Consider the following 22,147-nt stretch of genomic DNA (forward strand, 5'->3'; position numbering starts at 1 on the left):
TTCTTTACCCCATGAAAGTATCGCAACCCGTTCGGCTGACTATGGTAGGTGGAGGAAGTTGGGCAACGGCGCTCGTCAAAATCCTTTCCGAGAACAATGTCAGTATAAAGTGGTGGCTTCGCAAAACGTCTGACGCGGAGCATATTAAGCAATTTGGCCACAATCCCAGTTACCTCAGTGATGTGCAGATTAATACCCGAAAGGTGAAAGTCTGTACGAAAATTCGGGACGCGTTTCGCGATAGTCAGTATATCGTGCTGGCCGTTCCAGCGGCTTTCGTATCCGATGCGTTGACAGGAATCAGACCCGAGCATTTCGACGGCAAATGTGTTATCTCGGCGATCAAAGGGATGATACCGGGGGCGAATCAGCTCGTAACAGATTGGGTCAGTGAACAATACAACGTGCCCACTCAACGAATGTCGGTCATTGCCGGACCCTGTCATGCCGAAGAGGTTGCGCTCGAGAAACAGTCCTACCTGACAATTGCTTCGCCCGATCCGGTTTGTGCCGAGAACGTGTCTGACCTGCTGCGCTGCCGGTTTGTGCAGACAACACCGGTCGATGATATCTACGGAATTGAATACAGTGCCGTTATGAAAAACATCATCGCTTTGGCCTGTGGTATTACGCGCGGCCTGGGTTATGGCGACAATTTTCAGGCGGTACTGGTGTCTAACGCGATGCAGGAAATTCGGCGATTTGTGGACGCGATTCATGCCAAGCACCGCGATTTGAGTGGGTCAGCCTACCTGGGTGACTTACTGGTAACGGCCTATTCGCCCTTTAGCCGAAACCGAACGTTCGGCACGCTCATCGGTCGTGGCTATACGATTCAATCGGCGCAGGCTGAAATGAACATGATTGCCGAAGGGTATTATGCCGTGAAAAGTATCTACGAAGTCAACCAGCGTTTCGGCGTCAGAATGCCGATTGTTGATGCTGTTTATACAATTCTTTACGAAAAAGCAGCGCCCGGTGCCGCAATGAATACGCTTAAAGAGTTATTGAAATAATCTGGTCAACGTGCTCGTCTACCGGGCTATTTTCGGGCGATCAAAGGCTACGCATGGAGAATATCAAAGACTTGTTTAACGTGTTTCCCCGGCCCGGTCGGGTTGAGTGGATTGGTATCCGAGCCGAAAGGCGTGTATCGCCCGAGGTCGTTCAATCGGTCGAGGTGTCTGAAAAGAAGGGGCTTATTGGTGATCACTATAGCGGACAGAGTGGCAATCGACACGTTACGCTCATTCAGGCCGAGCACTTACCGGTCGTGGCAGCCTTGACGGGTCGCGACGTGCTGGATCCATCGCTCGTCCGTCGAAACATCGTGGTGTCGGGTTTGAACTTGCTGGCGCTGAAAGACCAGCAGATTCATATTGGCGATGTAGTCCTGAAAATTACGGGCCAGTGTCACCCATGTTCTAAAATGGAAACTGCTTTGGGGCCGGGTGGCTATAATGCCATGCGCGGGCACGGTGGCATGACCGCAAAAGTAGTGACCGGTGGGACAATAAGCGTGGGTGATGACGTGGTTGTAATGGCTAACTAAAGGCATTTACTAGTTGCCCAACAAACACACAGGTATTGATCCGGTCGACCTTTGTGAGATTGGAGCATATGGGTGCAGGCTTGCTTGTTTCGTCTACTTTGGTCGATAGCCACTAAATTAATCGCCCTTGTGTCAGGGACTTAATCCAAAAAAATGAGTTTATACTGAAGAACGAGCGAAACGCATGGCTGCTTACTCGTTGACATGGCTGTTTTCCGCTGCGTCTGCTGTCGATTGATACAGTAACCAGCTATACATCAAAAAGGCATTGCTTTGACACAACGTTATGAACAGAATACTCAACATGCTGCCATTACTGCTGATCGGCGTGTCAGCCGCAGCTCAAACGACAACCCCTCCAACTACGCCCTCCGCCGTCGTCACAACGATCGAAGATATTACCGGCAAACACTTTCAACCCGATACGGCTTTTGCGGCCTTGTCGGAGGAAGACCAGACATTACTGGCTAAAGAACCGGTCGCTAACTGGGGACTAGCGCAGGAGTCGAACAATATGACGTATTACAATCTGGTTATCGGCACGCGGTCCTATCAGTTACTGATCACCCGATTACCGAAATCGTCGTTCCCAACCGCTACGTTGCTTCGCTTTACAACACCAAAATCAAAGCCGGAACCCATCGCGCGCGGTGCCCTGAAGCCAAAGGAGGACGCGAAAACAAAGTAAACGATTGTAGTAAATTAGCAACAAACCTAGCGTTGCTTGGGTGTTTTATCCGCCGGGTCAGAGGAAAGGCGACTGGGTCGATTGAAGCCATCCCGGTAGCGGTTTCTCAACTGCTGAATGGTGTTGATAAGGTCGTAGTCTTCGGCCTTGAGCAGAAATTCATCATCCAGATCGCAGAAGTCGAAGAATCGATCGACCTCGTCCGTTTTCAAGTTCGTTGATTGCTCGACCAGTAACCGAAAGCGTTCCAGCGCGAGCGCATGACGACGATCCTGTTGCATGATAAAATAAGCCTTGCGATCTGATTTAGGTCGTTTAGCGAACATTTCGTACAGCAGCGTAACGCCCGCGCCGTCGGCCAGCCGATCAAACGCCTGTTCACCCGTTACTTTCTTTGACGCCGTGGGTTCGTCCAGTATCTGCTGAATTTCGCGCTTCACTTCTTCGTACCGTTTCCCCGTAACCGTTACTTCTGCCAGATCGACAACGCGATAGGGCATGGGCGGCAAGGCCAGCGCCGTAATGGTCGGGTTATCGGACCCGTCGTAGCGAATGCCGATACGGTTATAAAGCTGGCTTGTCAGGATGAGCGAGTCGCCGGGGACCGCGGTCAGGAAAAAACGACCCGTTGCATTCGTACGAGCACGTTGGCGGGTTCGCTGGTTGATGACCGTCACTTTGTCAACCCCTTTCTGATTCGTCTGATCAATAACGGTTCCAATCACATATTTGCCCTGGGCCAGTGCAGTGCCCGGCTGGACGAGTGCCATTGATACGATCAGAAAAAAGACGATGAGATAACGCATAGGGCTTATAAAACAACCTGTGCCACTGCTCAGCGCAATGGCACAGGTTGAACACAGTCAGTACGTAAAGTTACGTTTTTTTTGGTTTTGCAAAAGGTAATTCCGGCGTTAAAAAACCTTAACGAGTTGCTGAAGACGATCCAGATTCATTTCCGTAAAGTCATGAATAACATCATCCACGAAAGGACGAAGCTCGTCGGGCGTCTCGGTTGTAGCCAGACCAACCACGCGCGCTCCCGATGCTTTACCCGCCTGAATGCCCGTCATCGAATCCTCAAAGACAACACAATCCGACGGCTCAACGCCTAGTTGCGCCATGGCCTTCTCGTAGATTTCCGGATCAGGTTTGGGGTGATTCACCATGCTTTCGTTCAGCAGTGCGTCGAAATAGGAACGAATATTGAGCGCATCGATAATGAAATCGAGGTTCTCGGCCGGTGCCGAAGTCGCCACCGCCGTACGAATACCAGCCGCTTTCAGGGCTTTCAAAAAGTCAACGATACCGGCAACGGGCGTAATGTCGTGCTGATAGAGTTCGCGAAATAACGCTTCTTTTTCATGCGCTAATCGTGCAGACTCTTCAGCCGAAAGTGTACGGTCGGCAAATAAATGAGCTACAATATCGGTATTGTGCTTGCCCGATACATACTGAATGAAATCGCTGTCACTCAATGTTTTTCCGTAGCGTTGATAATACTCGCGCCAGGCAATGCGGTGATGCGGATTCGTATCTACGATCACGCCATCCATATCAAAAATTACTGCTTTCATAGTTGTAGCCGAACCCTGATTTGCACAGGCAGGCGTTAAAATAAGTTTACAATCCGGGACAGACCGGCAGAGATCAAAAGCATGATAGCGACGAAACCAAGGCCGTAATACAAGCCAAACCCTTCGGCTACAAACCCGATAATGGGTGGCCCAGCCAAAAAGCCGATGAAGCTAAACGTCGCGAACGTAGCCAGCCCGGCAGCGGGAGGAATGCCCGGTACGCGCATGGAAGCTGCATAGAGTATAGGCGCGCCCAATGAACAGCCTGCTCCGAGTATGGCAAAGCCGATCAGGGCCGTTGCCGGGTACGGAAAGGCGATGGCAACGAACAGTCCGAAGGCAGCCAACAACCCCCCGATCTGCAACCAGCGTTTCGGGCCGATTTTTGGAATGATAGCATCCCCCAGGAAGCGAAAGCTTGTCATCATCAGCGAGAAGCTGCCGAAGCCAAGCGCAGCAATCTGACTACTGGCACCAAGCGTTTCCCGTAGGTAAACCGCACTCCAGTCGAAAGCGGCCCCTTCGCCCATGGCCAGTGCCAAACCAATCAGGATCATCAGCAACAGATCAACGTTCGGCATAACGAACGAAGACCCCGCTTTCTCGCCGGTTTCCGTTCGGCTGCTCGACGGAATCTGGGCGAGTATAGGTTGTAGAACCAGCGTTAGGACAAGAATCAGGCCCGACATGACCACGACGTGGACCGATGGCGAAACATGCAGCGCAATAACCCCTCCGGCAATACCCGATCCCAGCAGGCCCCCCAGACTCCACATACCATGACACGAAGACATAATGACAATGCCCTGCGACCGTTCCAGATTGGTTGCGCTGGTGTTCATGGCGACATTAATGAGGGCTGCGTTAAGACCCATCAAAAATAGACCAATGGCCAGAATCGCCGGATTTGGCGCATTGAGTGGAATTAAAACCGCCAGTGCCAGCCCGATTGCCGACCAGAAACACGCTTTCGCTTCACCCAGTTTGGCAATAACCCAACCCGATACGGGATTCATAATGAGCAAGCCAACGGGCATGGCAAAGAGCGTTAAGCCCAGTTCTGCGTCGGAAAGGTGCAGTTTCTCCTTCACGTGTGGAATGTGAGCCACCCAACTACCAAAGAGAATGCTATCGGAAGCAAAGACCAGTCCAACCGCTAAGGCATGCCGGTTCAGAAAAAACGTCAGCAGGTTGCGGACGAACGGATTCCGATGCGGCTTATCGACCGAAAATGTAGTATTCATACTGCAAAAATAGCCAGCAATTGCTGGCTATTTCACTAATCTATTATCCGTAACTGATGGTGTATTACCTATTTCAGGTCGGAATAGACTAATTCATTGTCAACCCCGTACTATTTTTCAGGTGACCCGCCATCGCTTTTCGAAGCTTTTCAACCTTAGGCAGCGACACCCGCTGAATGTAAGGCTGGTCGGGGTGCAGCGCGAAATAGTTCTGGTGATAGTTCTCGGCGGTGTAGAAAACCTTGAACGGCACTACTTCCGTTACCACTTTACCGCTGTAGTGTTTGGAACTGTTCACGCGTTGGATGGCTTCTTCAATTTCTGCTTTCTCGGCGGGTGTCCGGTAAAAAGCGACCGACCGGTAATCGCGGCCAACATCGGGTCCCTGGCGGTTTAGCGTGGTTGGATCATGACCCGCAAAAAACGCATCGAGCAATTGCGGATAGGTGATTACCTTAGGGTCGTAATAAACCTGTACTGACTCCGCGTGACCCGTTTGATCCGTGCCGACCTGTTCGTACGTTGGGTTTTTGACCGTACCCCCCGAATAGCCCGAAATGACTTCGTTGACGCCTTTGAGCTGGTTCATCCCTTCTTCCATAGCCCAGAAGCACCCACCGGCAAAGGTGGCTACGGCTTCACCCGCTTTAGGCGTCGGTAATTTCGCTGGTGTGTAATCCTGAGACTGGCCTTGTGCGCACCCCGCCAGCAGGAGTATCGTCAGCGCAAATAAGTGAATCCGTTTCATGCAATTTGTCGTTAGCATTCTGTTACTTCATAAACGTTTAAAAATGGGTTGCGGTTTCTTTGGTGGGTTGGTTGGACGATATTTTTGCGCGAGTTCCTGACGGAAGATTATGAAGTTACAATTCGAAAAAATAGAGCCCGAAGCCGGCAGTTCGTTTCGGGTTATTCATACTACCGAGCCTGAAACCTGCCGGGTCTATTGGCATTATCATCCCGAGTATGAGATCGTTTTTATTCCGTTTGGGGATGGGCAGCGACGCGTCGGCACCAACGTTTCTCGGTACGACGAGGGTGAACTGATATTTATCGGCCCAAACCTGCCCCACCTGAACTTCAGTTACGGGAAGGAGGGGCAATTTGAAGAAATCGTCGTGCAGATGCGCGATGACTTTCTGGGTGAACCATTTCTGCATAAGCCGGAATTGACCTCCGTCCGGCGTTTGTTCGAACGGGCACATAGGGGGTTGACCTTCGGCAATGAGACCAAGAAACTGGTAGGGCCGTGGCTAGCCCAACTTCCTGATCAGCCGCCCTTCGAGCGACTGCTGACTTTGTTGCGGGTGTTACAGCAATTGGCCGATGCGCCCGATGGCCAGCCGCTCCACGCCGATGGGATTCGGTTTGATCTAAATCCGAAAGAGCAGGAGCGGATCAATCAGGTGTGTCAGTACGTTGAAACGCATTATGCGCAGCCAATGGACGTTCGGAACGTGGCGGATCTGGCCAACCTGACTGTCCCGGCGTTTTGTCGGTATTTCAAACGCATAACGCAACTGACGTTTACCGATTTCGTGAATGAATATCGGGTCAACCAGGCCCGGCGACTGCTGCAATCCTCCCGAACGGTGGCCGACGTGGGTTTTGCGGTCGGATTCAACAATCTTTCTCATTTCAACAAAACGTTCCGGGCTGTGACGGGGCAGACGCCTAGTGCCTACCGTAAGGCGTTGGTTGGCTAAGTGGCTGGCGTTCGCGTTGTTAGTTCCAGTTTTTTGTCAGTACGATCTCTGCCGCTTTACCCTGTGGACTGAATTGGTCACGATCGCGATGACGCGGATCGGCATCTATGAACCATTTCCACAGAAAACCACCCGCAAACCAGGACTGTGGCCAGACCGTTTCGAGTAAAGCCGCATAGGCATTGGCCTGAACGGTTGCATTCGGTATGCAGTCCGTTTCGGATTCCCACGGACGCTGGGCCGCATGATCACAACTGCGGTAGCCAAATTCGGTGAACAAAATCGGTTTTTCCACCTGACTGCTTAGCTGCTGCAAGGCTTTCATGGGTTTTTTCCAGCCCCGTGCGAGTTCGGCCACTGTTGGTTCGCGTTCGTCGGCGATTGGAAAATAAGCATCGACCCCAACGTAATCGAGCTGTTTCCAGAAGGGAATTTTCTCATAGCGGTCCCAGTTGGCCGCGTAGGTCAGGGGACCTTTATAGATCTGTCTGACCTGCCCGATCAGGGATTGCCAGAAAGCCGGACGGGCAATGGCGAACCGGTCCAGCTCAGTTGTGATGCAGTACAGATCGACCTGCAACGAATCGGCAAGTTTGGCAAAGTGCAGGATGTACTGCGCGTAATCGTGTTCGAACGACTGCCAGTCGCTTTCCGTCGTAAATTCGAGGTCGAGGTGGGAGCCTCCCTGCATCCAGACATGTGGTTTCAGCATCGTTTTCAGGCCCTGCCGCTTGGCCATTTGTACGGTGCCGGTCACACCCGCCGTTGTTTCGCCCCACCATTGCCACTTGCTCTGTTCTTTGCGATTTTCACTAAAGAAAAAATGTGGATCGCCCTTTTTGCAGAAGCCGTACGGCACGATCGCTACCCAGTCGCCACCGATGGCCCGAACCGGTGCCAGTGCCAGCGAGTCGGGCTGACGCGGTGGAGCCACCAGATTGACCCCCTTGAACTTGGGACCGCTGTACTGAAAAGGCGGCTGCGTCTGACAGCTCAGGAAGGCGCATACAATCAAAAAGAAACGATTGGTCATAAGGACGGTAAGTAAATTACATTGGGAAATGGATTTATTATAGTCTAAGCTATCCGTCAACCTAATTTGCGTATGCAACGAATTGTCATTGGCCTGCTTGTTCTCTGTACTGTCAGCGGCTCCATTGCGCCGGACCCGACCCCCCGTTTCAGACGCTATTTTGTCGCTTCCGAAAGTTACGAATCTGTTGGCGTTTTCGACGTTGATAAAAATGATACGCTCGATCTTGTTTCGGGTGATTTCTGGTATGAAGGACCCAATTTTCGCCGTCGGCATCTAATCGGGAACGAGCCCCGGAAGGACCAGTACTTCGATGATTTTTCGACGATTCCAATGGACGTAAATGCCGATGGTCGTTTGGATTTTGTGACGGGTGGCTGGTTCGATCAAACGCTTCGCTGGGTCGAAAATCCGGGATCGGGTAAAGACGCTAAACTCTGGCCGTTGCATGAGATTGGGAACGTGGGCAATGTAGAAACCACCCGTGCCTGGGATGTTGACGGCGATGGTACCCTCGAGATCGTTCCGAATAATCCGGGTCATGCGCTAAAGTACGCCAAGCTAACCAGTCCGGGTGTGTTCAAGATGGTGACCGTTGCGCCAACGCAGGGCCACGGCTTAGGCTTCGGCGATGTGAACCAGGATGGGCATGGCGATTTTGTCGTGAGCGATGGCTGGCTCGAAGCACCCGCCGACCGGACGACCGGACCGTGGACACTGCACAAAGAGTTCGCGCTTGGTACGGCTAGTGTGCCCATCATTGTGGCTGACGTAAACGGTGATCGGCTCAACGACCTTATTGTCGGGCAGGGACACGGTTACGGGTTGCATTGGTACGAACAAACTACGGATGGCAACGGGCAGCGGAGCTGGACCAAACACCTAATCGACGATAAAAACTCGCAGTACCATTGTCTCGAATGGGTTGACATCACGGGCGATGGTCGGCCTGATCTGGTAACGGGTAAGCGTTTTCGGGCGCACAACGACAATGACGCGGGTTGCTATGATCCCGTTGGACTCTATTATTTTACGTGGAACAGCGCCCGGAAGCAATTCGTGAAGCATGATATCGCGTACGGAGAGGCCGGTGTGGGGAAAGGGACTGGTATTTATTTTGCCATCGCCGATTTGCACAAAACCGGTCGTAAAGACATTATAGTAGCTGGTAAAGATGGATTAGTAGTATTTTTTAATGAAACAGGGCAAAAAAAATAAGGACAGTTAGTCTATCTATGTAGAGGTTTTGTTGTATTTTTAACATCCGTATTTTTTGTATGAACCTCTAAAGAAGCTATCTGTCTTTATGCAACGTGCTCAATTAAAAGAATTCTATGGCTATGGTCTGATTCTAATTGTACTGGCAGCCGCACAACTTTACTCCGTTTACATCGCCACAACGACCGACGTGTCGCTCACCTGGAAGCACTACCTTGGCTTTGGTGCCACCGTTTTGGCGGGCGTTTTGTGGGCGTTTCGCAAGCCGCAGTATCTGTTCTACGCCCTTGGGCTGACCTTTTTACTCGGTTATGAAAACCTGCTGGGCTTCACGCCAACGCTCGATTTTACGGCAACGCGGTACTATCTTAACAACACGCCTTTTCCCGTATCTTACCAGGATTTCTCCATGTACATGCTCCTCATCTGGGCCTACGTCAGCCACGAACGCCTTCGGACAATGGTGCAGTCGTTATTTGTGAAGGAGTAAATCGAGCGAAAAAGTAATCGGGTGCTTGACAGGTAGATGACATCTACTTCTCAAGCACCCGATTACTTTTTTACCCTTGACTAAGAACCCGCTTAGGCGTTCAGCGACCAGCCCTCACGGTATTCGCGCTTAACGAACTGGTTAGCCTCGTCGAAGTTCGTGATCTTCATGTTCTTACCATCCCAGGTCAGCTGCTTGCGACCGGTGTAGTTAAATCCTTTGCCGTCTGCTTTCGGCGAACGAACCATATAACTACGGATGGCCAGGTTACCCATCAGCACCGATTCCGTCAGCGGACCGGCAAAATCGAACGATGAGGTAAGTGCTTTGTGCTCCTTGCTGTTGAACCCTGCTTTACACGCTTCGGTCCAGTAAACCTGGTGGCCGTTCTCGGGTAGAGCAACGCCGTTCGGTCCACTTTTTGGCTTCGGAGCGGCTTCCAGTTTCTGACCGCTCTTCGAGTAAAACTTCGGATCGTCGCCGTACATACCACAGGCAATCATGCCTTTGTCACCAATCAGGAATACGCCGTTCTCCCCGTTTTCCGGGAATGGCTCACCCGCTGGCAGCATTTCTGGCCGGAACGGACGGATACCCCCATCTGCCCAGGTCATTGTAACGGCTGACTTGTTTTTGGAAGATGCCGGGAACTTCAACTCCACCCGCGATGATGGTGGGCAACCTTCGGGAATGTATTCGGGCGTCCAGTCTTTCAGGAATACGGCGCCAACGCTGGTTTCCACTTCGGTTGGGTAACCCAGGCCAAGTACGCGGAAGGGTACGTCCATGATGTGGCAACCGATATCACCCAGCGCACCCGCGCCAAAGTTCCACCAGCCACGCCATTTGAAGGGGTGATAAGCGGGCGTATAACCCACTTTCTGAGCCGGTCCGAGCCAGAGATCCCAATCCAGATCGACGGGGGTTTCGGAAGCGGGTGTGGGAACGGGAATTCCTTGTGGCCAGACAGGACGGTTTGTCCACAGGTGTACCGTGTGCACCGTTCCAAGTAACCCTTTGTCGTACCACTCGACCATTTGTTTCTGCTGTGGGTTCGATGACCCCTGATTGCCCATCTGCGTCACCACTTTATACTTGCGGGCTGCTTCGGTAAGCATCCGGGCTTCGTAGATGTTGTGGGTCATTGGTTTCTGAACGTACACGTGTTTGCCACGTTGCATAGCCGCCATGGCTACGATAGCGTGGGTATGGTCAGCCGTCGAAACTGTTACCGCATCTATATTTTTACCCTCCTTATCGAGCATTTCCCGGAAGTCCTTGTACCGCTTGGCATTCGGGAATTTTCCGAAAATTTCTTTAACGCGGGGAAGGCCCCAATCCACGTCGCATAGCGCCGAAACGTTGTTAGCGCCGTTATTGAACGAATTGTTTACGTCGCCGAACCCTTTACCGCCGATACCAACGCCGGCAATATTGAGCTTATCGCTGGGGGCAATGAAGCCTTTACCGCCTAATACGTGACGGGGAACGATCAAAAAGCTGGTTGCAGCCAAAGCGCCAGCCTGGATGAATTGCCGCCGTGACGTTACTGCTTTGTCGGACGTTGGCGAATTCGGGCCGGGCGTTGAATTATCTGGTTGATTCATAAAATGAGTATTGTACAGATCCATTTTACAAAAGCAGGTTCATTTGTTTATCTACCGCTGTCCTGAGCGGTTTTTTCCAGTAAATCAATAGTAACGGGGAAAACGCTCTGTTATAACTGGTCCGTTGTGGTTAAGTTGAGGTTATTTTTATACTAAAACCCGGACGAAAAGATAAGAATCAAGTCGTCCGGGTTTTGGCAGATCTTCTGTTCGTGTAAACTACGCGGATTGGATCGACTCAAACAAGGGCGCGTAATCGTCGGATAGGGTAATTTTTATTTTGTGTAACTCGCCTTCGGTGACCATCCGGCTTAGCAGGTGAACGAACTGCTGCGTATACCGCTGTCCCGCTTCTTCATCGGTGTCGAGTTTGTCCGCTACACGCTGATAAAATTCTGTTAGTTTGAAGCGTTGTCCCTGATCGCGCTCTTCGGGGCTGACTTCCCGAATGATGTCGAGCAGGGGGGCGGGGAGTTGCGCACCGAGGTTATCAGCGGCATTGCCCGCCAGATGTTCGGTAAGTGTGTGCAAAAAGGCCCGTGTGATGTCGAGAACCTCGGTTTCGGTTTGTACGCCTAGTGTTTCTTTGGCTTCATGGATGAATTCTGGATACTGCATAACGTTGTTAGTTGTTTGCCCGTTAACTACCGGATGAAGGACGGAGTTTGAAAAGAGTTGAAACAACATAGCTGCGTATAAGTCATGCCGGACCGGTCATACGGTCGAGGTCAGGTTAGCCAGCTGATGTTCATTCGACAGCAGTTGCTGAAACCAGCGTCCCGATGCTTTTATGATTCGCTGCTGGGTTCGGAAATCGACGTGCACTAGCCCAAAGCGCGGTCGGTATCCTTCGGCCCATTCGAAATTGTCTAGAAACGTCCAGGCGAAATAACCGTCCACCGCGAATCCGTCGCGTTTCGCTCGCAAGACCTGTTGCAGGTAGTTTCGGTGGTAATCGAGTCGGGCTACATCGTTCACGGCACCCTGCTGAACCGTGTCAAAAAAAGCCGCTCCACTTTCGGTGATGTAGATCTTTTTGATGCCTTCGTACTGCGAAAACTGCTGGATGACACGGTACATGCTCTCCGGATACACTTCCCAGCCCATCTCGGTAATGGTCTGAACGTTGCGTTGAAGGGGCGATACCTGAGAGGCCCACAGGTAAGGGATAAAATAAGATCCCTCCACGACCGCCCGGAAATAGTGTTGCAGCCCGATAAAATCGAAGTTGAACGCAAGTTGTTCCATATCGCCGGGTTTCGCTACTTTTTTCGTGATTCCAGCCAGAAACGACAGTTCTTTAGGATAACCCAGACCAAGCGACGGTTCGATGAAGAGCCGGTTCAGGAGCGCATCCACGCGAACGGCAGCCGCCTGATCGCGAGTGGAGGAGGTAAACGGGTCGATGGGGGAGCAGGAAAACGTAGTACCGACGTGTGCCCCCGACACGTTGCGCCGGACAACACGCCCCCCCTCGGCCTGAGCCAGCGCGGTATGGTGAATGACGGGAAGTAAGTTCCGGAAACTCCGCCGACCGGGGGCATGCTGGCCCGTGAAATAACCCAGCACTGAGAAGGCCAGCGGTTCGTTCAGAATGATCCAGTGCTTGACTTTATGACCGAAAGCTTTGGTGCAGACATCGGCAAATTCCGAAAACCAGTTGACGATACTGCGATTGGGCCAGCCGCCCTTCGTTTCGAGCGCCTGTGGTAAATCCCAGTGGTAGAGCGTGATCCAGGGGGTTATGCCGAGGGCCAGGCAGTGATCGATAAGTCGGTCATAGAAGGCAAGCCCTGCTTCGTTCAGACGACCACCCTGACTGGGGCCAACGCCATCGGGCAGAATGCGCGACCAAGACAGTGAGAACCGGAATGAATCAAAACCTAACTCTTTATGCAGCAGCAGGTCGGATTCATAGCGGTCGTAGAATTCGCAGGCACTATCGGCGGTTTCGCCCGTTTTTATTTTTCCCTTCTGATGGCTAAACGTATCCCAGACGCTGGGTGATCGGCCATCGCGGTCAACGGCTCCTTCGATCTGGTAGGCGGCTGTGGCCGTTCCCCAAATAAAGTCAGGACCAAATGAATGACGGCCAAAAGTTGAATAATCGGTCAGTGGAGCAGGCACGATTTTGTGGAGACTATAAATACGTTTCGTTGACTACGAGGCCCTCAAAAGTAGCGATTTGCCCTAAAACAGCTTCGCCAGTCAGGTAAATAACTACCCTGACTGGCGAATGTTGGTTCAAACGAGCTGACGTTTAGCCTCGGCGGCCAAATGGCGCGTTGCCTGGACGGTATTGTTGTTGCTGGGCGAATAAGCGATCGCGTTGGGCTGAGGTCAGTACGGCCAGCATATCCTGCCGTTTGCGAAGCTGGAGCTGACGGTATCCGTCGGGAGTCAGCCGGGACGTTGACGCCATGCGGTCGTAGTTGTCTTCGATTTTATGCAACTGTTTTTCCTGGCGACGCGATAAGCCAACGATGGCATCGATCCGGTCTATTTTCAGGTCGTCCTGACGCTGATCTTTGTCATAACGAGCGCCACCTTGTTGTGGGCCACGATTATCGAAAGGCTGCGAATAAACGCGTTGCGCGAAGGTTGCACCGGTTGACAGGGCGAAGAAAGTAAGGGCGGCTGCGATTGTCTTTTTCATGATCAGTATGTGTTTATTGTTTTGCGTTACTGATTCTTAGAAGCGAACCGAGGATCAACGTTTAACCGACCTATGAGGCATTCTGGCTGAATGCCGGATTTTAAGGGCTGAACCCGCTGAAATTACTTTCGAGTGACCGCAGACGTGGCCTGCCGTTGTGCCATAGCCTGGGCGATTATGCTGGCGACGATGAGTTGTAGGGCGTGATAGATCATGATCGGTAGGAGGGCCACACCAGCCATTGTACCCGGAAACAGGACATTAGCCATAACACTACCTTGTACCAGCGACTTTTTTGAGCCGCAGAACAGAGCTGTAATGCGGTCTTCGCGACTAAAATGAAGCGGTTTGCTGAGTAGCGTGATAAAACCAAAGACCAGAAAAAAGAGCCCGAGCAGCAGAGCCGCCAGCCATAGCAGATCACTGGGCGAATAAGCGGCAAACAAATTGAGCTTGAACGACTCGCAGAAGGCGGTGTAAACAATCAATAAAATAGTAACCTGATCGAAGTAACGGAGCAGCGATTTGTGCCGCTCCGCAAACCACCCAAGCCGCCGGTTGAGCAACAGACCCAGAATAACAGGAACGATAACTTGTAGCGTCAGTTTCCCGATCACACCCGCCAGGTCATATTGACCGGTTGTACTGCTCAGCAAATAGCTCATCCAGAGTGGCGTTATAAATACGCCGATCAGACTGGAGATGCTGGCGTTGAAAATAGCCGCCGGAATGTTTCCACCCGCAATGGAAACCATCACCACCGATGACGAAACGGTGGACGGTAGAGCGGCTACGTAAAAAATACCCAGCCATACTAGTTCGGTATCGGGTGTCATGAGCCAGTAACGGGCAGCCAGCACAATCGCCGGAAAGACAATGAAGGTGGTCAGGTGAATGACCAAGTGCAGTTTATAATTTCGCAGGCCGACCCGTAGCTGATCGAAGTTCAGGCGCAGACCATAGAAGAAAAAGATCAGCGAAACGCCATACGTAGCAATCGACGATAAAGATAAGGGGCCTTCCTGAATGCCGGGTTCGGGCCAGATTTTAGCCAGTCCGATCATCGCCAGTAAAGCGAGAATGAACCAATCGAGCCCAACGCGGGCCAGCAGTGTACTTAACGAAGTCTTTGCCATACAAACTGGTAACTGGCCTGGAAACGCTTTCGTTTAGAACGTCCTCCGTCGATTGGGTAAATTAATAGGTGTGTAATCACTGTAGCGCGGGTGGAAACTCGTGCTGGCTAGCTAAAAATCGCGGGATCCCTCCCGCGCTGCAACCGCTACACAGACATCCTACCAGTCTATGTAACTTATTTTCGTATAACTTGACTAATTGTCATAAAATTATTCACTTCTTTATAGTATTAACTGATAACTAACTCGTTAGCCTAAAGCCAGCATTCACTATATGGGAAAATTTCTTATTTCGACGAGAACAAACGGCGAGTTTCAGTTCGTGCTCAAAGCGGACAATGGGCAAACTGTGTTATCGAGTGAAGGCTATACCACCAAGGCTAACTGCTATAATGGCGTTGAATCCGTTCGGAAAAACTCGGCGACTGATAGCCGTTATGATCGGAAAGTATCGGTCAATAGTAAATTCTACTTCAATCTGAAGGCGACAAACGGTCAGGTTATTGGTACAAGCCCGTTGAATGAGCGTGAGTCGGGTCGCGAAGCGGGCATTGACTCGGTGAAAAGCATGGCACCTGGTGCAGTCATCGAAGACACGGCCAACTAGCGGGTATTCCTAACGTCCGGTGCTGTTTGAGGTAAATCTGGCTCAGTACGAACAGCACCGGATTTGTGCCTTACCAGATGGTCATCAAAGCGCGATTGACCCTGGCTTTCCGAGAGCCGGTGGTAGCTTGACGTTTAGTTTATATAAAGTGGGCCAGTTTTTACCCGTGACATAAAAAGCCTTTTCCGTGGGCTGAAACGCAATCCCGTTTAGTACATTGATCTGCGTGTTGACACCCTTCGGTAAATGACCATCCATGTTCAAATTCCCGACGACTTTCCCCGATGCCATGTCTATTTGAACGATCCGATTGGTTTGCCAGACATTCGCAAACACATACCCGTTCACGTACTCCAGCTCATTCAGATTCACAACCGGTCCCTTGTCGTCGTAAACGGATACGCTGCCCTTCGGCTGAAAGTCGGGGGTGAGGAAATAAAGCCGGTTGGTGCCATCACTCAGAATAAGTGTCGATTCATTGTGGGTCAATCCCCAGCCCTGCGTGTGGTAGGTGAGCGTTTTTTCCAGCGTAAACTTCATCGAATAGCGAAAGCAAACACCCGACGTCCAGGTCAGCTGGTAAATTTTGTCGTTCACGATGGTGATCCCTTCGCCGAAGTATTGCTCCGGCAGCGGCACCGACTGACGAATGGCCCCTGTGGATAAATCGACTTGCATCAGCTTCGACTTCCCATTCAGGCCGGTGCTTTCGTATAAATTTCCCCGATAAAACTCCAGTCCCTGTGTAAAACTCGTTGAATCGTGTGGATAAGTCTTGAGAACCGAATAAGCCAGCGTTGTCGGCGTAACATCGGACCAGAATTCAACGCCAAGTGTATCCGAAAAGGAGACTTTATTGGCTGTTGTTCCGCTGATGATCAACTGGTGCATCCCTAATTTCTGATCGGCAGATCGCACCCGCAACTGATCATTCGTCTGTTGAAGGATGGACGCTGAATTAGAATCAACGCGGACGGCAACCTGCGTAAGTGGCTGGCTAAGCTGAATGGAAATCGTGTCCCCAAGTTTGTAGGTTGTCTTAGTGAGTGCAACGATCGACGGCGTTTCCGGCTCGTTAGTTGTTGTGGCTGATTCCTTTTTGTTCTGGCATGATGAACCCCAAAAGCACGTCAACAGGATCAGAAAAAAGTAAATGACGCGATGGCACTCTCGAAAAACCTGCATTGATTGCTGACCTGTTTAGACGCAGAAAGATACGGGATGAAAGGCTACAGATTACCAAGATCGAAAAATAGCTATTAGCAGTCTGAGGCTGGAAAGAGGATTAAAAACCGAAGTTACTTGATTCGGAGCGAACCCCCGCTCTGGTAGATCAGCTGAGCGCCATTTTTATAATAAAGAAAACCCGTTTGTGCCTGAACGCCAGCGGGTATCGTAATGACGTGTCTGAGCTCGGTCGTATCGGCTACGGTAGGGATGCGTCCGCACGACCATACCTGTGGATTATCCCAGTTGCCGTTCTGCACCGTACTCAATACCAATGCCGGCAGGTTCGGCGGTAATCCACTACCCGAGCCGTTGACGGTTATTGGTTCGTTAGGTTCGCCGGTTGTGGCGGGTGATGTGGAGTTGACTCGAAAACGATACCGGCCATTCGCCCAGCTCGGTAACGTAACGGATAGAGGATTGGCGGTGCCTGCCGTCAGGGTGCCCAGGTAACAGCCGGTCTCAGTCAGCATATCGACGGTATATTGGTTATCGGCCCGCACCGGAACCCGCGAAAAATAAGGAACCTGAACCGACTGACCCGCCGAGGTAGTAAAGGGGAAAACGTAACCCGTTGTCAGCAAGACCGTTCGATCCGGCAGCGAAGGCTGAGTGCTTGTGAAGTAGGTTGGGGGGAGTGCCTGCGTCCACACATCAGTCAATGCCGGGCAGTCGTCGGCATCGAAGTGAAGATGAAAATAGTCGGCTCGCCGATAGTTCGGGTAAATCATGCCATCTGTAGCCGGTCCTGTCCAGTTATTGGGCTGCCCCGCGAGAATGTTCTGCGCATCAATGATGTTCTGATCCGTTTCGTGGTTGGCGTATTCACTACCCAGGGCGGCAGGAATGTAACTAACCCGCGAAACGACCCAGCTCAGGTTGCCGAAGCCCAGCTGCGCGCGCGATTTATTGATGACCGTACCAATATTGGTCAGGTAATCGTCTCGTGACTGGTAGTAGTTATCACCCTCGCCCTGATGCCACAAAACCGCCCGTACGCCCGTTCGCTTCAGGTAGTGCTGGATGGTTGCCCCCAACAACCGATACGGCATATTTTGCGATAAATTCTGAAAACTTTCTTCGCCATTGGCCGAGTGTACCCAGTGCTTGGAGTTCGTGCCTGAATACGAAGCGCCATAGAACATGACCGGTACACCCAATTGAGAAACCAGTCGTTCGCCAAGGGCTCCCCACACATACAGGTAAGCACCCGGAAACATGCCCGTATTGGTAATGCCCGTCGCCAGATCGGCGTGACTAACCACAAACGGTAACGAACTTTCCGAGAATTGCCCCGCCTGCCCGGTCCAATAATTGATGATGGATACCCGGTCATCACTGGCCTGTCCGCTGTAGCAGTTGACGCCCCAGGAATTGGATTGCCCGGACGTGATGAACACTTCACCAACGCCAATGCGTGGTGTTGTTAGAGACGCCAGTTCGGTTGCGCCCGCATAAGCCTTCACTTCGAGATCATACCAGCCACCCGTTACGCCGGTGAATGTTCCCTGAAAGGACCCACTGCTGGGCGCGTTATCCAGAACGATCCAACCCGTAGACAGACCTCCCTGACGAACCGTTAACTGAGCCCTGACTTGGGTCGCATTGGCAGGACACTGGCCTGCTACCGGTACATTCGCCTGGTTGTTATTGTTACGCTGGAGCACCAATCGGCTGGTTGGAAACGTAAGCTGTAACTGCGCGAAACCGGTATACGATACAAACAGGAAAAGAAATTGAGCCGTTTTCAATAAACGTAACACAACTGTCATGATGCAAAACCCGTGTGGATACCTGAGGCCGTAAAATGATGCCGTAAATAAACGGAAAATGCATTACAATGACTTTGCGATACCTGGTTGTATGAGTGGAATACACCGTTCAATAAACGATTTGCGTTGTTTTGAAGGTGGTAATTGGCTTATAAACAGGTAGTTGATACGAATAGTAGATATTGAGGGTTCAGGGTCGTCACATGTTGCGTCTATACTGACCGCCCACGGCATAAAGGGCATTGGATAACTGCCCTAGTGAGCATACTTTTGCCGCTTCCATCAGACTCTCGAAGATGTTGCCGTTAGCCAGTGCCGTTGTTTGTAAAGCCGCCAGTGCCGTTGCCGATTCAGCCCGGTGCTGGTGCTGAAAAGCCTGGCAGGAATCAACGGCGTAGCGTTTCTCCTCGTCGGTGGAGCGGATGACTTCTTTTGGGACGATAGTTGGCGAACCGGCAGGGTCCAGGAAGGTGTTGACGCCAACGATGGGCAGCTGGCCGTTGTGTTTCAGCGTCTCGTAGTACATCGATTCCTCCTGAATTTTGCTGCGCTGGTACATGCGTTCCATCGCTCCCAATACACCACCCCGTTCATTGATCGCCAGAAATTCCTGGTAGACCGCTTCTTCGACCAGATTCGTTAGCTCCTCAACGATAAATGAACCCTGCAAGGGATTTTCATTCTTAGTCAACCCAAACTCGCGGTTGATAACCAGCTGGATAGCCATTGCTCGACGGACTGATTCTTCGGTAGGCGTGGTGATCGCTTCGTCGTAGGCGTTGGTATGCAGGGAGTTGCAGTTGTCGTAAATAGCCAGTACCGCCTGTAGCGTGGTGCGAATGTCGTTGAAAGCTATTTCCTGCGCGTGCAGGCTCCGGCCCGATGTCTGAATGTGGTATTTGAGTTTCTGCGAACGGTCGCTGGCTTTGTACTTATTGCGCATGGCTTTCGCCCAGATCCGTCGGGCCACGCGGCCCAGCACCGTGTATTCCGGGTCCATACCATTCGAGAAGAAAAACGATAGATTTGGGGCGAAATCGTCTATGTTCATACCCCGGCTGAGGTAGTATTCAACGAACGTAAACCCATTGGATAGGGTGAAGGCCAACTGCGAGATTGGATTGGCCCCGGCTTCGGCGATGTGATACCCCGAAATGGAAACGGAGTAGAAATTCTGCACCTGATTATCGATGAAGTACTGTTGACTGTCGCCCATCATCCTGAGCGCAAATTCGGTCGAGAAGATACAGGTGTTTTGCGCCTGATCTTCCTTCAGAATATCGGCTTGTACCGTTCCCCGCACCGTTCGAAGCGTATCGGCTTTTATTTTTTCGTAGACCTCCCGAGGTAATACCTTGTCGCCCGTAGTGCCCAGCAGCAGCAGCCCGAGACCATTGTTGCCATCGGGCAGCTTCCCCTGGTAGCGTGGGTGGAAGTCCGTGCCCAGCCCGTCAACAGAAATTCCCGCCTGTGCCATGTATTTCTCGCATTGCTGGTCGATGGCTGCGTTCAGGAAAAAGGCCAGCAACATGGGGGCAGGACCGTTGATGGTCATCGAAACGGAGGTAGCCGGATCGCACAGGTCGAAGCCGGAATAGAGCTTTTTGGCGTCGTCAAGCGTGCAGACGCTGACGCCTGAGTTGCCAACTTTGCCGAAAATGTCCGGTCGCATGGCGGGATCTTCGCCGTATAAGGTAACGGAGTCAAACGCCGTTGAAAGACGCTTGGCGGGTAAGCCCTTCGATACATAATGGAAGCGCCGGTTAGTTCGCTCCGGTCCGCCTTCACCCGCAAACATGCGCGTTGGGTCCTCACCCTCACGTTTGAGTGGAAACACGCCCGCTGTGTACGGAAACTCCCCCGGTACGTTTTCGGTGAGTAGCCACTGCAACACATCGCCCCAATCGTGGTAGTTTGGTAAGCTGACTTTGGGTATGCTCAGGTGCGAAAGCGTTTCCGAATAGAGCGGCTGCCGAATGGTTTTCCCCCGAACAGTGAACTCATAAAACGGGGCTGTATAGCGTTTCTGCATCGCTGGCCACTGCTGCACTAGAGCACGGCAGTCGGGATTGAAACGAGCGTTCAGTTCAATGTATAGTTTCTGCAATTCGTCACTGAGGGGGCTGTCCGGTACCATTTTTATCGTACCATCAAGCTGGTAAAGCTGCCGCGCTAAGGTTGTTTGTTCGCGCACAAACGAGTCATACCGGCGACTTTCTTCCACGATCTCCGCCAAGTAGCGAACGCGATCCGGTGCGATGATCGAAATACCCGGCGTATGCGGTTCGGTTGTTGATGCTGTGGGTTCGGGTAAACCGAGAATTGACACCAGTCTCGCAAACAGAGCGTTCATGCCCGGATCATTGAACTGAGCGGCAATGGTTCCCAGAATCGGCAGGTCTTCGTCCGGACTATCCCATAGGTTATGATTCCGCCGGTATTGTTTGCGGACGTCTCGCAGCGCATCCAGCGAACCGCGCTTATCGAATTTGTTGATCGCAATGACATCGGCGAAGTCGAGCATATCGATCTTTTCCAGCTGTGTGGCCGCACCGTACTCCGCCGTCATCACGTACAGCGTTTTGTCGGCGTGTTCGGTAATTTCGGTGTCTGATTGGCCAATGCCCGACGTTTCGACAATGATCAGATCAAAATGAGCGGCTTTGCATATATCAATCGCATCCTGCACATGGCGGCTCAATGCCAGATTCGATTGCCGCGTCGCCAGTGAGCGCATGTATACACGTGGGACTGCGTCGGCTGGCGAATGGATGGCGTTCATCCGGATGCGGTCGCCGAGCAGCGCCCCACCCGTTTTGCGCTTCGAGGGATCGACCGAAATGATGGCCAATGTTTTGTCGGGAAATGTGCGCAGAAACCGAAGTACCAACTCATCGACCAGCGACGATTTGCCCGCGCCACCTGTACCTGTAATACCCAGCACTTTAGTGAAGCTATGGGCAAGGGCTAACCCCGAATGATCGAATTTTTCCGGCCTGTTTTCGGCCGTGGTGATCAGCCGCGCGATCTGGTTTTGGTTTGCCGTCCTACGTAGAGACCGGTCGGAATGCCGCACCGGCGGTGATGCGGCATTCCGACCGGTCTCTACAAGATCAAAATCGCATTGTGTTAGCAGATTGTCAATCATGCCCTGCAACCCCATTGTCCGGCCATCGTCGGGCGAGTAGATACGCGCGATGCCGTACGCGTGTAGTTCGTCAATTTCCGCTGGTAGAATCGTGCCGCCCCCTCCACCGAAGATTTTGATGTGGCCCGCTCCGCGTTCGTTCAGCAGATCGTGCATGTATTTGAAAAATTCCAGATGGCCGCCCTGATAGCTCGTTACCGCAATACCCTGTACATCCTCCTGAATAGCGCAGTCGACAATGTCAGCGACTGACCGATTGTGGCCCAAATGAATAACCTCAGCACCCGATGCCTGCATCAACCGGCGCATCAGATTAATGGCCGCATCGTGACCATCGAACAACGACGCTGCGGTTACGATGCGAATCTTGTTCGTAAAGGAGCGGGCCGCTGGCTGACTGGGAATTGGCTGTTGAGCAATCATCGGACGAGAAATAGATATTCGATTATTTTTGTTAAATAACGAAATTATACAAATTTATGCGGT

At 51.9% G+C, this 22,147-nt stretch carries 20 protein-coding genes; 7 read left to right on the forward strand and 13 right to left on the reverse strand.

The genetic code is table 11. From position 1 onward, the window contains the following. Positions 1–11: 11 nt before the first annotated feature. The 3 genes from GK091_RS21000 to GK091_RS21010 all read left to right on the forward strand — a co-directional run bounded on the left by GK091_RS21000 (position 12) and on the right by GK091_RS21010 (position 2,240). A complete protein-coding gene (locus GK091_RS21000; protein ID WP_164041841.1) occupies positions 12–1,016 on the forward strand; it encodes an NAD(P)H-dependent glycerol-3-phosphate dehydrogenase in 1,005 nt (334 codons plus the stop codon). A gap of 53 nt (positions 1,017–1,069) precedes the next feature. Next, on the forward strand, positions 1,070–1,552 hold the full coding sequence (locus tag GK091_RS21005) for an MOSC domain-containing protein (protein WP_164041842.1): 483 nt from the start codon (positions 1,070–1,072) through the stop codon (positions 1,550–1,552). Positions 1,553–1,838: 286 nt separating this feature from the next. Then, complete coding sequence (locus tag GK091_RS21010) at positions 1,839–2,240, forward strand: hypothetical protein (protein WP_164041843.1); 402 nt, start codon at positions 1,839–1,841, stop codon at positions 2,238–2,240. Positions 2,241–2,266: 26 nt separating this feature from the next. Here the strand turns inward: GK091_RS21010 and GK091_RS21015 are convergent, their stop codons facing one another. The 4 genes from GK091_RS21015 to msrA form a co-directional block, all read right to left on the reverse strand. Then, entirely contained in the window at positions 2,267–3,046 is a 780-nt protein-coding gene (locus GK091_RS21015; RefSeq protein WP_164041844.1) for a carboxypeptidase-like regulatory domain-containing protein, read from the reverse strand. Between the two features lie 108 nt (positions 3,047–3,154). Continuing rightward, on the reverse strand, positions 3,155–3,817 hold the full coding sequence (locus tag GK091_RS21020) for an HAD family hydrolase (protein ID WP_164041845.1): 663 nt from the start codon (positions 3,815–3,817) through the stop codon (positions 3,155–3,157). Positions 3,818–3,852: 35 nt separating this feature from the next. After that, the gene (locus GK091_RS21025; RefSeq protein ID WP_164041846.1) at positions 3,853–5,061 is read right to left on the reverse strand and encodes an MFS transporter; all 1,209 of its coding nucleotides are present in this window, start codon (positions 5,059–5,061) and stop codon (positions 3,853–3,855) included. 88 nt (positions 5,062–5,149) lie between these two features. Further along, complete coding sequence (msrA, locus tag GK091_RS21030) at positions 5,150–5,809, reverse strand: peptide-methionine (S)-S-oxide reductase MsrA (protein ID WP_164041847.1); 660 nt, start codon at positions 5,807–5,809, stop codon at positions 5,150–5,152. A 109-nt stretch (positions 5,810–5,918) separates the two neighbouring features. Here msrA and GK091_RS21035 point away from each other — a divergent pair, with 109 nt between their 5' ends. After that, positions 5,919–6,767 carry a helix-turn-helix domain-containing protein gene (locus GK091_RS21035; protein WP_164041848.1) on the forward strand — a complete coding sequence of 283 codons (849 nt, stop codon included), beginning with the start codon at positions 5,919–5,921 and terminating at the stop codon, positions 6,765–6,767. Between the two features lie 19 nt (positions 6,768–6,786). Here the strand turns inward: GK091_RS21035 and GK091_RS21040 are convergent, their stop codons facing one another. After that, positions 6,787–7,800: a glycoside hydrolase family 113 gene (locus tag GK091_RS21040; RefSeq protein WP_246202339.1), complete on the reverse strand. Its 1,014-nt coding sequence runs from the start codon at positions 7,798–7,800 to the stop codon at positions 6,787–6,789. Between the two features lie 72 nt (positions 7,801–7,872). Here GK091_RS21040 and GK091_RS21045 point away from each other — a divergent pair, with 72 nt between their 5' ends. Together GK091_RS21045 and GK091_RS21050 are read left to right on the forward strand one after the other, a co-directional pair. Continuing rightward, positions 7,873–9,018 (forward strand): FG-GAP repeat domain-containing protein, encoded by a 1,146-nt coding sequence (locus tag GK091_RS21045; protein ID WP_164041849.1) that lies wholly within the window; start codon positions 7,873–7,875, stop codon positions 9,016–9,018. 88 nt (positions 9,019–9,106) lie between these two features. Then, on the forward strand, positions 9,107–9,508 hold the full coding sequence (locus GK091_RS21050) for a hypothetical protein (RefSeq protein WP_164041850.1): 402 nt from the start codon (positions 9,107–9,109) through the stop codon (positions 9,506–9,508). A 92-nt stretch (positions 9,509–9,600) separates the two neighbouring features. Here the strand turns inward: GK091_RS21050 and GK091_RS21055 are convergent, their stop codons facing one another. From GK091_RS21055 to GK091_RS21075, 5 genes are all read right to left on the reverse strand, one after another. Further along, positions 9,601–11,115, reverse strand: a complete 1,515-nt coding sequence (locus GK091_RS21055; protein WP_164041851.1) for a Gfo/Idh/MocA family protein — start codon at positions 11,113–11,115, stop codon at positions 9,601–9,603. A 219-nt stretch (positions 11,116–11,334) separates the two neighbouring features. Next, complete coding sequence (locus GK091_RS21060; RefSeq protein ID WP_164041852.1) at positions 11,335–11,733, reverse strand: DUF2267 domain-containing protein; 399 nt, start codon at positions 11,731–11,733, stop codon at positions 11,335–11,337. Between the two features lie 96 nt (positions 11,734–11,829). Beyond that, positions 11,830–13,242 carry a GH1 family beta-glucosidase gene (locus GK091_RS21065; protein WP_317166333.1) on the reverse strand — a complete coding sequence of 471 codons (1,413 nt, stop codon included), beginning with the start codon at positions 13,240–13,242 and terminating at the stop codon, positions 11,830–11,832. Positions 13,243–13,375: 133 nt separating this feature from the next. After that, positions 13,376–13,771, reverse strand: a complete 396-nt coding sequence (locus tag GK091_RS21070; protein WP_164041853.1) for a hypothetical protein — start codon at positions 13,769–13,771, stop codon at positions 13,376–13,378. A gap of 122 nt (positions 13,772–13,893) precedes the next feature. Next, entirely contained in the window at positions 13,894–14,907 is a 1,014-nt protein-coding gene (locus tag GK091_RS21075; RefSeq protein ID WP_164041854.1) for a bile acid:sodium symporter family protein, read from the reverse strand. Between the two features lie 274 nt (positions 14,908–15,181). Between GK091_RS21075 and GK091_RS21080 the strand changes: the two genes are divergently transcribed. After that, positions 15,182–15,514, forward strand: a complete 333-nt coding sequence (locus tag GK091_RS21080) for a YegP family protein (protein WP_164041855.1) — start codon at positions 15,182–15,184, stop codon at positions 15,512–15,514. A gap of 84 nt (positions 15,515–15,598) precedes the next feature. On the opposite strand, the gene GK091_RS21085 is transcribed toward GK091_RS21080, so the two are convergent. The 3 genes from GK091_RS21085 to GK091_RS21095 all read right to left on the reverse strand — a co-directional run bounded on the left by GK091_RS21085 (position 15,599) and on the right by GK091_RS21095 (position 22,084). Beyond that, positions 15,599–16,699, reverse strand: a complete 1,101-nt coding sequence (locus GK091_RS21085) for a glutaminyl-peptide cyclotransferase (protein ID WP_164041856.1) — start codon at positions 16,697–16,699, stop codon at positions 15,599–15,601. Between the two features lie 113 nt (positions 16,700–16,812). After that, complete coding sequence (locus GK091_RS21090; protein ID WP_164041857.1) at positions 16,813–18,513, reverse strand: sialate O-acetylesterase; 1,701 nt, start codon at positions 18,511–18,513, stop codon at positions 16,813–16,815. Between the two features lie 199 nt (positions 18,514–18,712). Further along, positions 18,713–22,084 (reverse strand): methylmalonyl-CoA mutase family protein, encoded by a 3,372-nt coding sequence (locus GK091_RS21095; RefSeq protein ID WP_164041858.1) that lies wholly within the window; start codon positions 22,082–22,084, stop codon positions 18,713–18,715. Between the last annotated feature and the right edge of the window lie 63 nt (positions 22,085–22,147).

Origin of the sequence: Spirosoma agri, from assembly GCF_010747415.1 — a bacterium.
GTDB classification, from domain to species: domain Bacteria; phylum Bacteroidota; class Bacteroidia; order Cytophagales; family Spirosomataceae; genus Spirosoma; species Spirosoma agri.

Coding starts and splice junctions, on each gene's coding strand:
- GK091_RS21000 (WP_164041841.1), top strand. CDS start 12: ATGAAAGTATCGCAACCCGTTCGGCTGACTATGGTAGGTGGAGGAAGT.
- GK091_RS21005 (WP_164041842.1), top strand. CDS start 1,070: ATGGAGAATATCAAAGACTTGTTTAACGTGTTTCCCCGGCCCGGTCGG.
- GK091_RS21010 (WP_164041843.1), top strand. CDS start 1,839: ATGAACAGAATACTCAACATGCTGCCATTACTGCTGATCGGCGTGTCA.
- GK091_RS21015 (WP_164041844.1), bottom strand. CDS start 3,046: ATGCGTTATCTCATCGTCTTTTTTCTGATCGTATCAATGGCACTCGTC.
- GK091_RS21020 (WP_164041845.1), bottom strand. CDS start 3,817: ATGAAAGCAGTAATTTTTGATATGGATGGCGTGATCGTAGATACGAAT.
- GK091_RS21025 (WP_164041846.1), bottom strand. CDS start 5,061: ATGAATACTACATTTTCGGTCGATAAGCCGCATCGGAATCCGTTCGTC.
- msrA (WP_164041847.1), bottom strand. CDS start 5,809: ATGAAACGGATTCACTTATTTGCGCTGACGATACTCCTGCTGGCGGGG.
- GK091_RS21035 (WP_164041848.1), top strand. CDS start 5,919: ATGAAGTTACAATTCGAAAAAATAGAGCCCGAAGCCGGCAGTTCGTTT.
- GK091_RS21040 (WP_246202339.1), bottom strand. CDS start 7,800: ATGACCAATCGTTTCTTTTTGATTGTATGCGCCTTCCTGAGCTGTCAG.
- GK091_RS21045 (WP_164041849.1), top strand. CDS start 7,873: ATGCAACGAATTGTCATTGGCCTGCTTGTTCTCTGTACTGTCAGCGGC.
- GK091_RS21050 (WP_164041850.1), top strand. CDS start 9,107: ATGCAACGTGCTCAATTAAAAGAATTCTATGGCTATGGTCTGATTCTA.
- GK091_RS21055 (WP_164041851.1), bottom strand. CDS start 11,115: ATGAATCAACCAGATAATTCAACGCCCGGCCCGAATTCGCCAACGTCC.
- GK091_RS21060 (WP_164041852.1), bottom strand. CDS start 11,733: ATGCAGTATCCAGAATTCATCCATGAAGCCAAAGAAACACTAGGCGTA.
- GK091_RS21070 (WP_164041853.1), bottom strand. CDS start 13,771: ATGAAAAAGACAATCGCAGCCGCCCTTACTTTCTTCGCCCTGTCAACC.
- GK091_RS21075 (WP_164041854.1), bottom strand. CDS start 14,907: ATGGCAAAGACTTCGTTAAGTACACTGCTGGCCCGCGTTGGGCTCGAT.
- GK091_RS21080 (WP_164041855.1), top strand. CDS start 15,182: ATGGGAAAATTTCTTATTTCGACGAGAACAAACGGCGAGTTTCAGTTC.
- GK091_RS21085 (WP_164041856.1), bottom strand. CDS start 16,699: ATGCAGGTTTTTCGAGAGTGCCATCGCGTCATTTACTTTTTTCTGATC.
- GK091_RS21090 (WP_164041857.1), bottom strand. CDS start 18,513: ATGACAGTTGTGTTACGTTTATTGAAAACGGCTCAATTTCTTTTCCTG.
- GK091_RS21095 (WP_164041858.1), bottom strand. CDS start 22,084: ATGATTGCTCAACAGCCAATTCCCAGTCAGCCAGCGGCCCGCTCCTTT.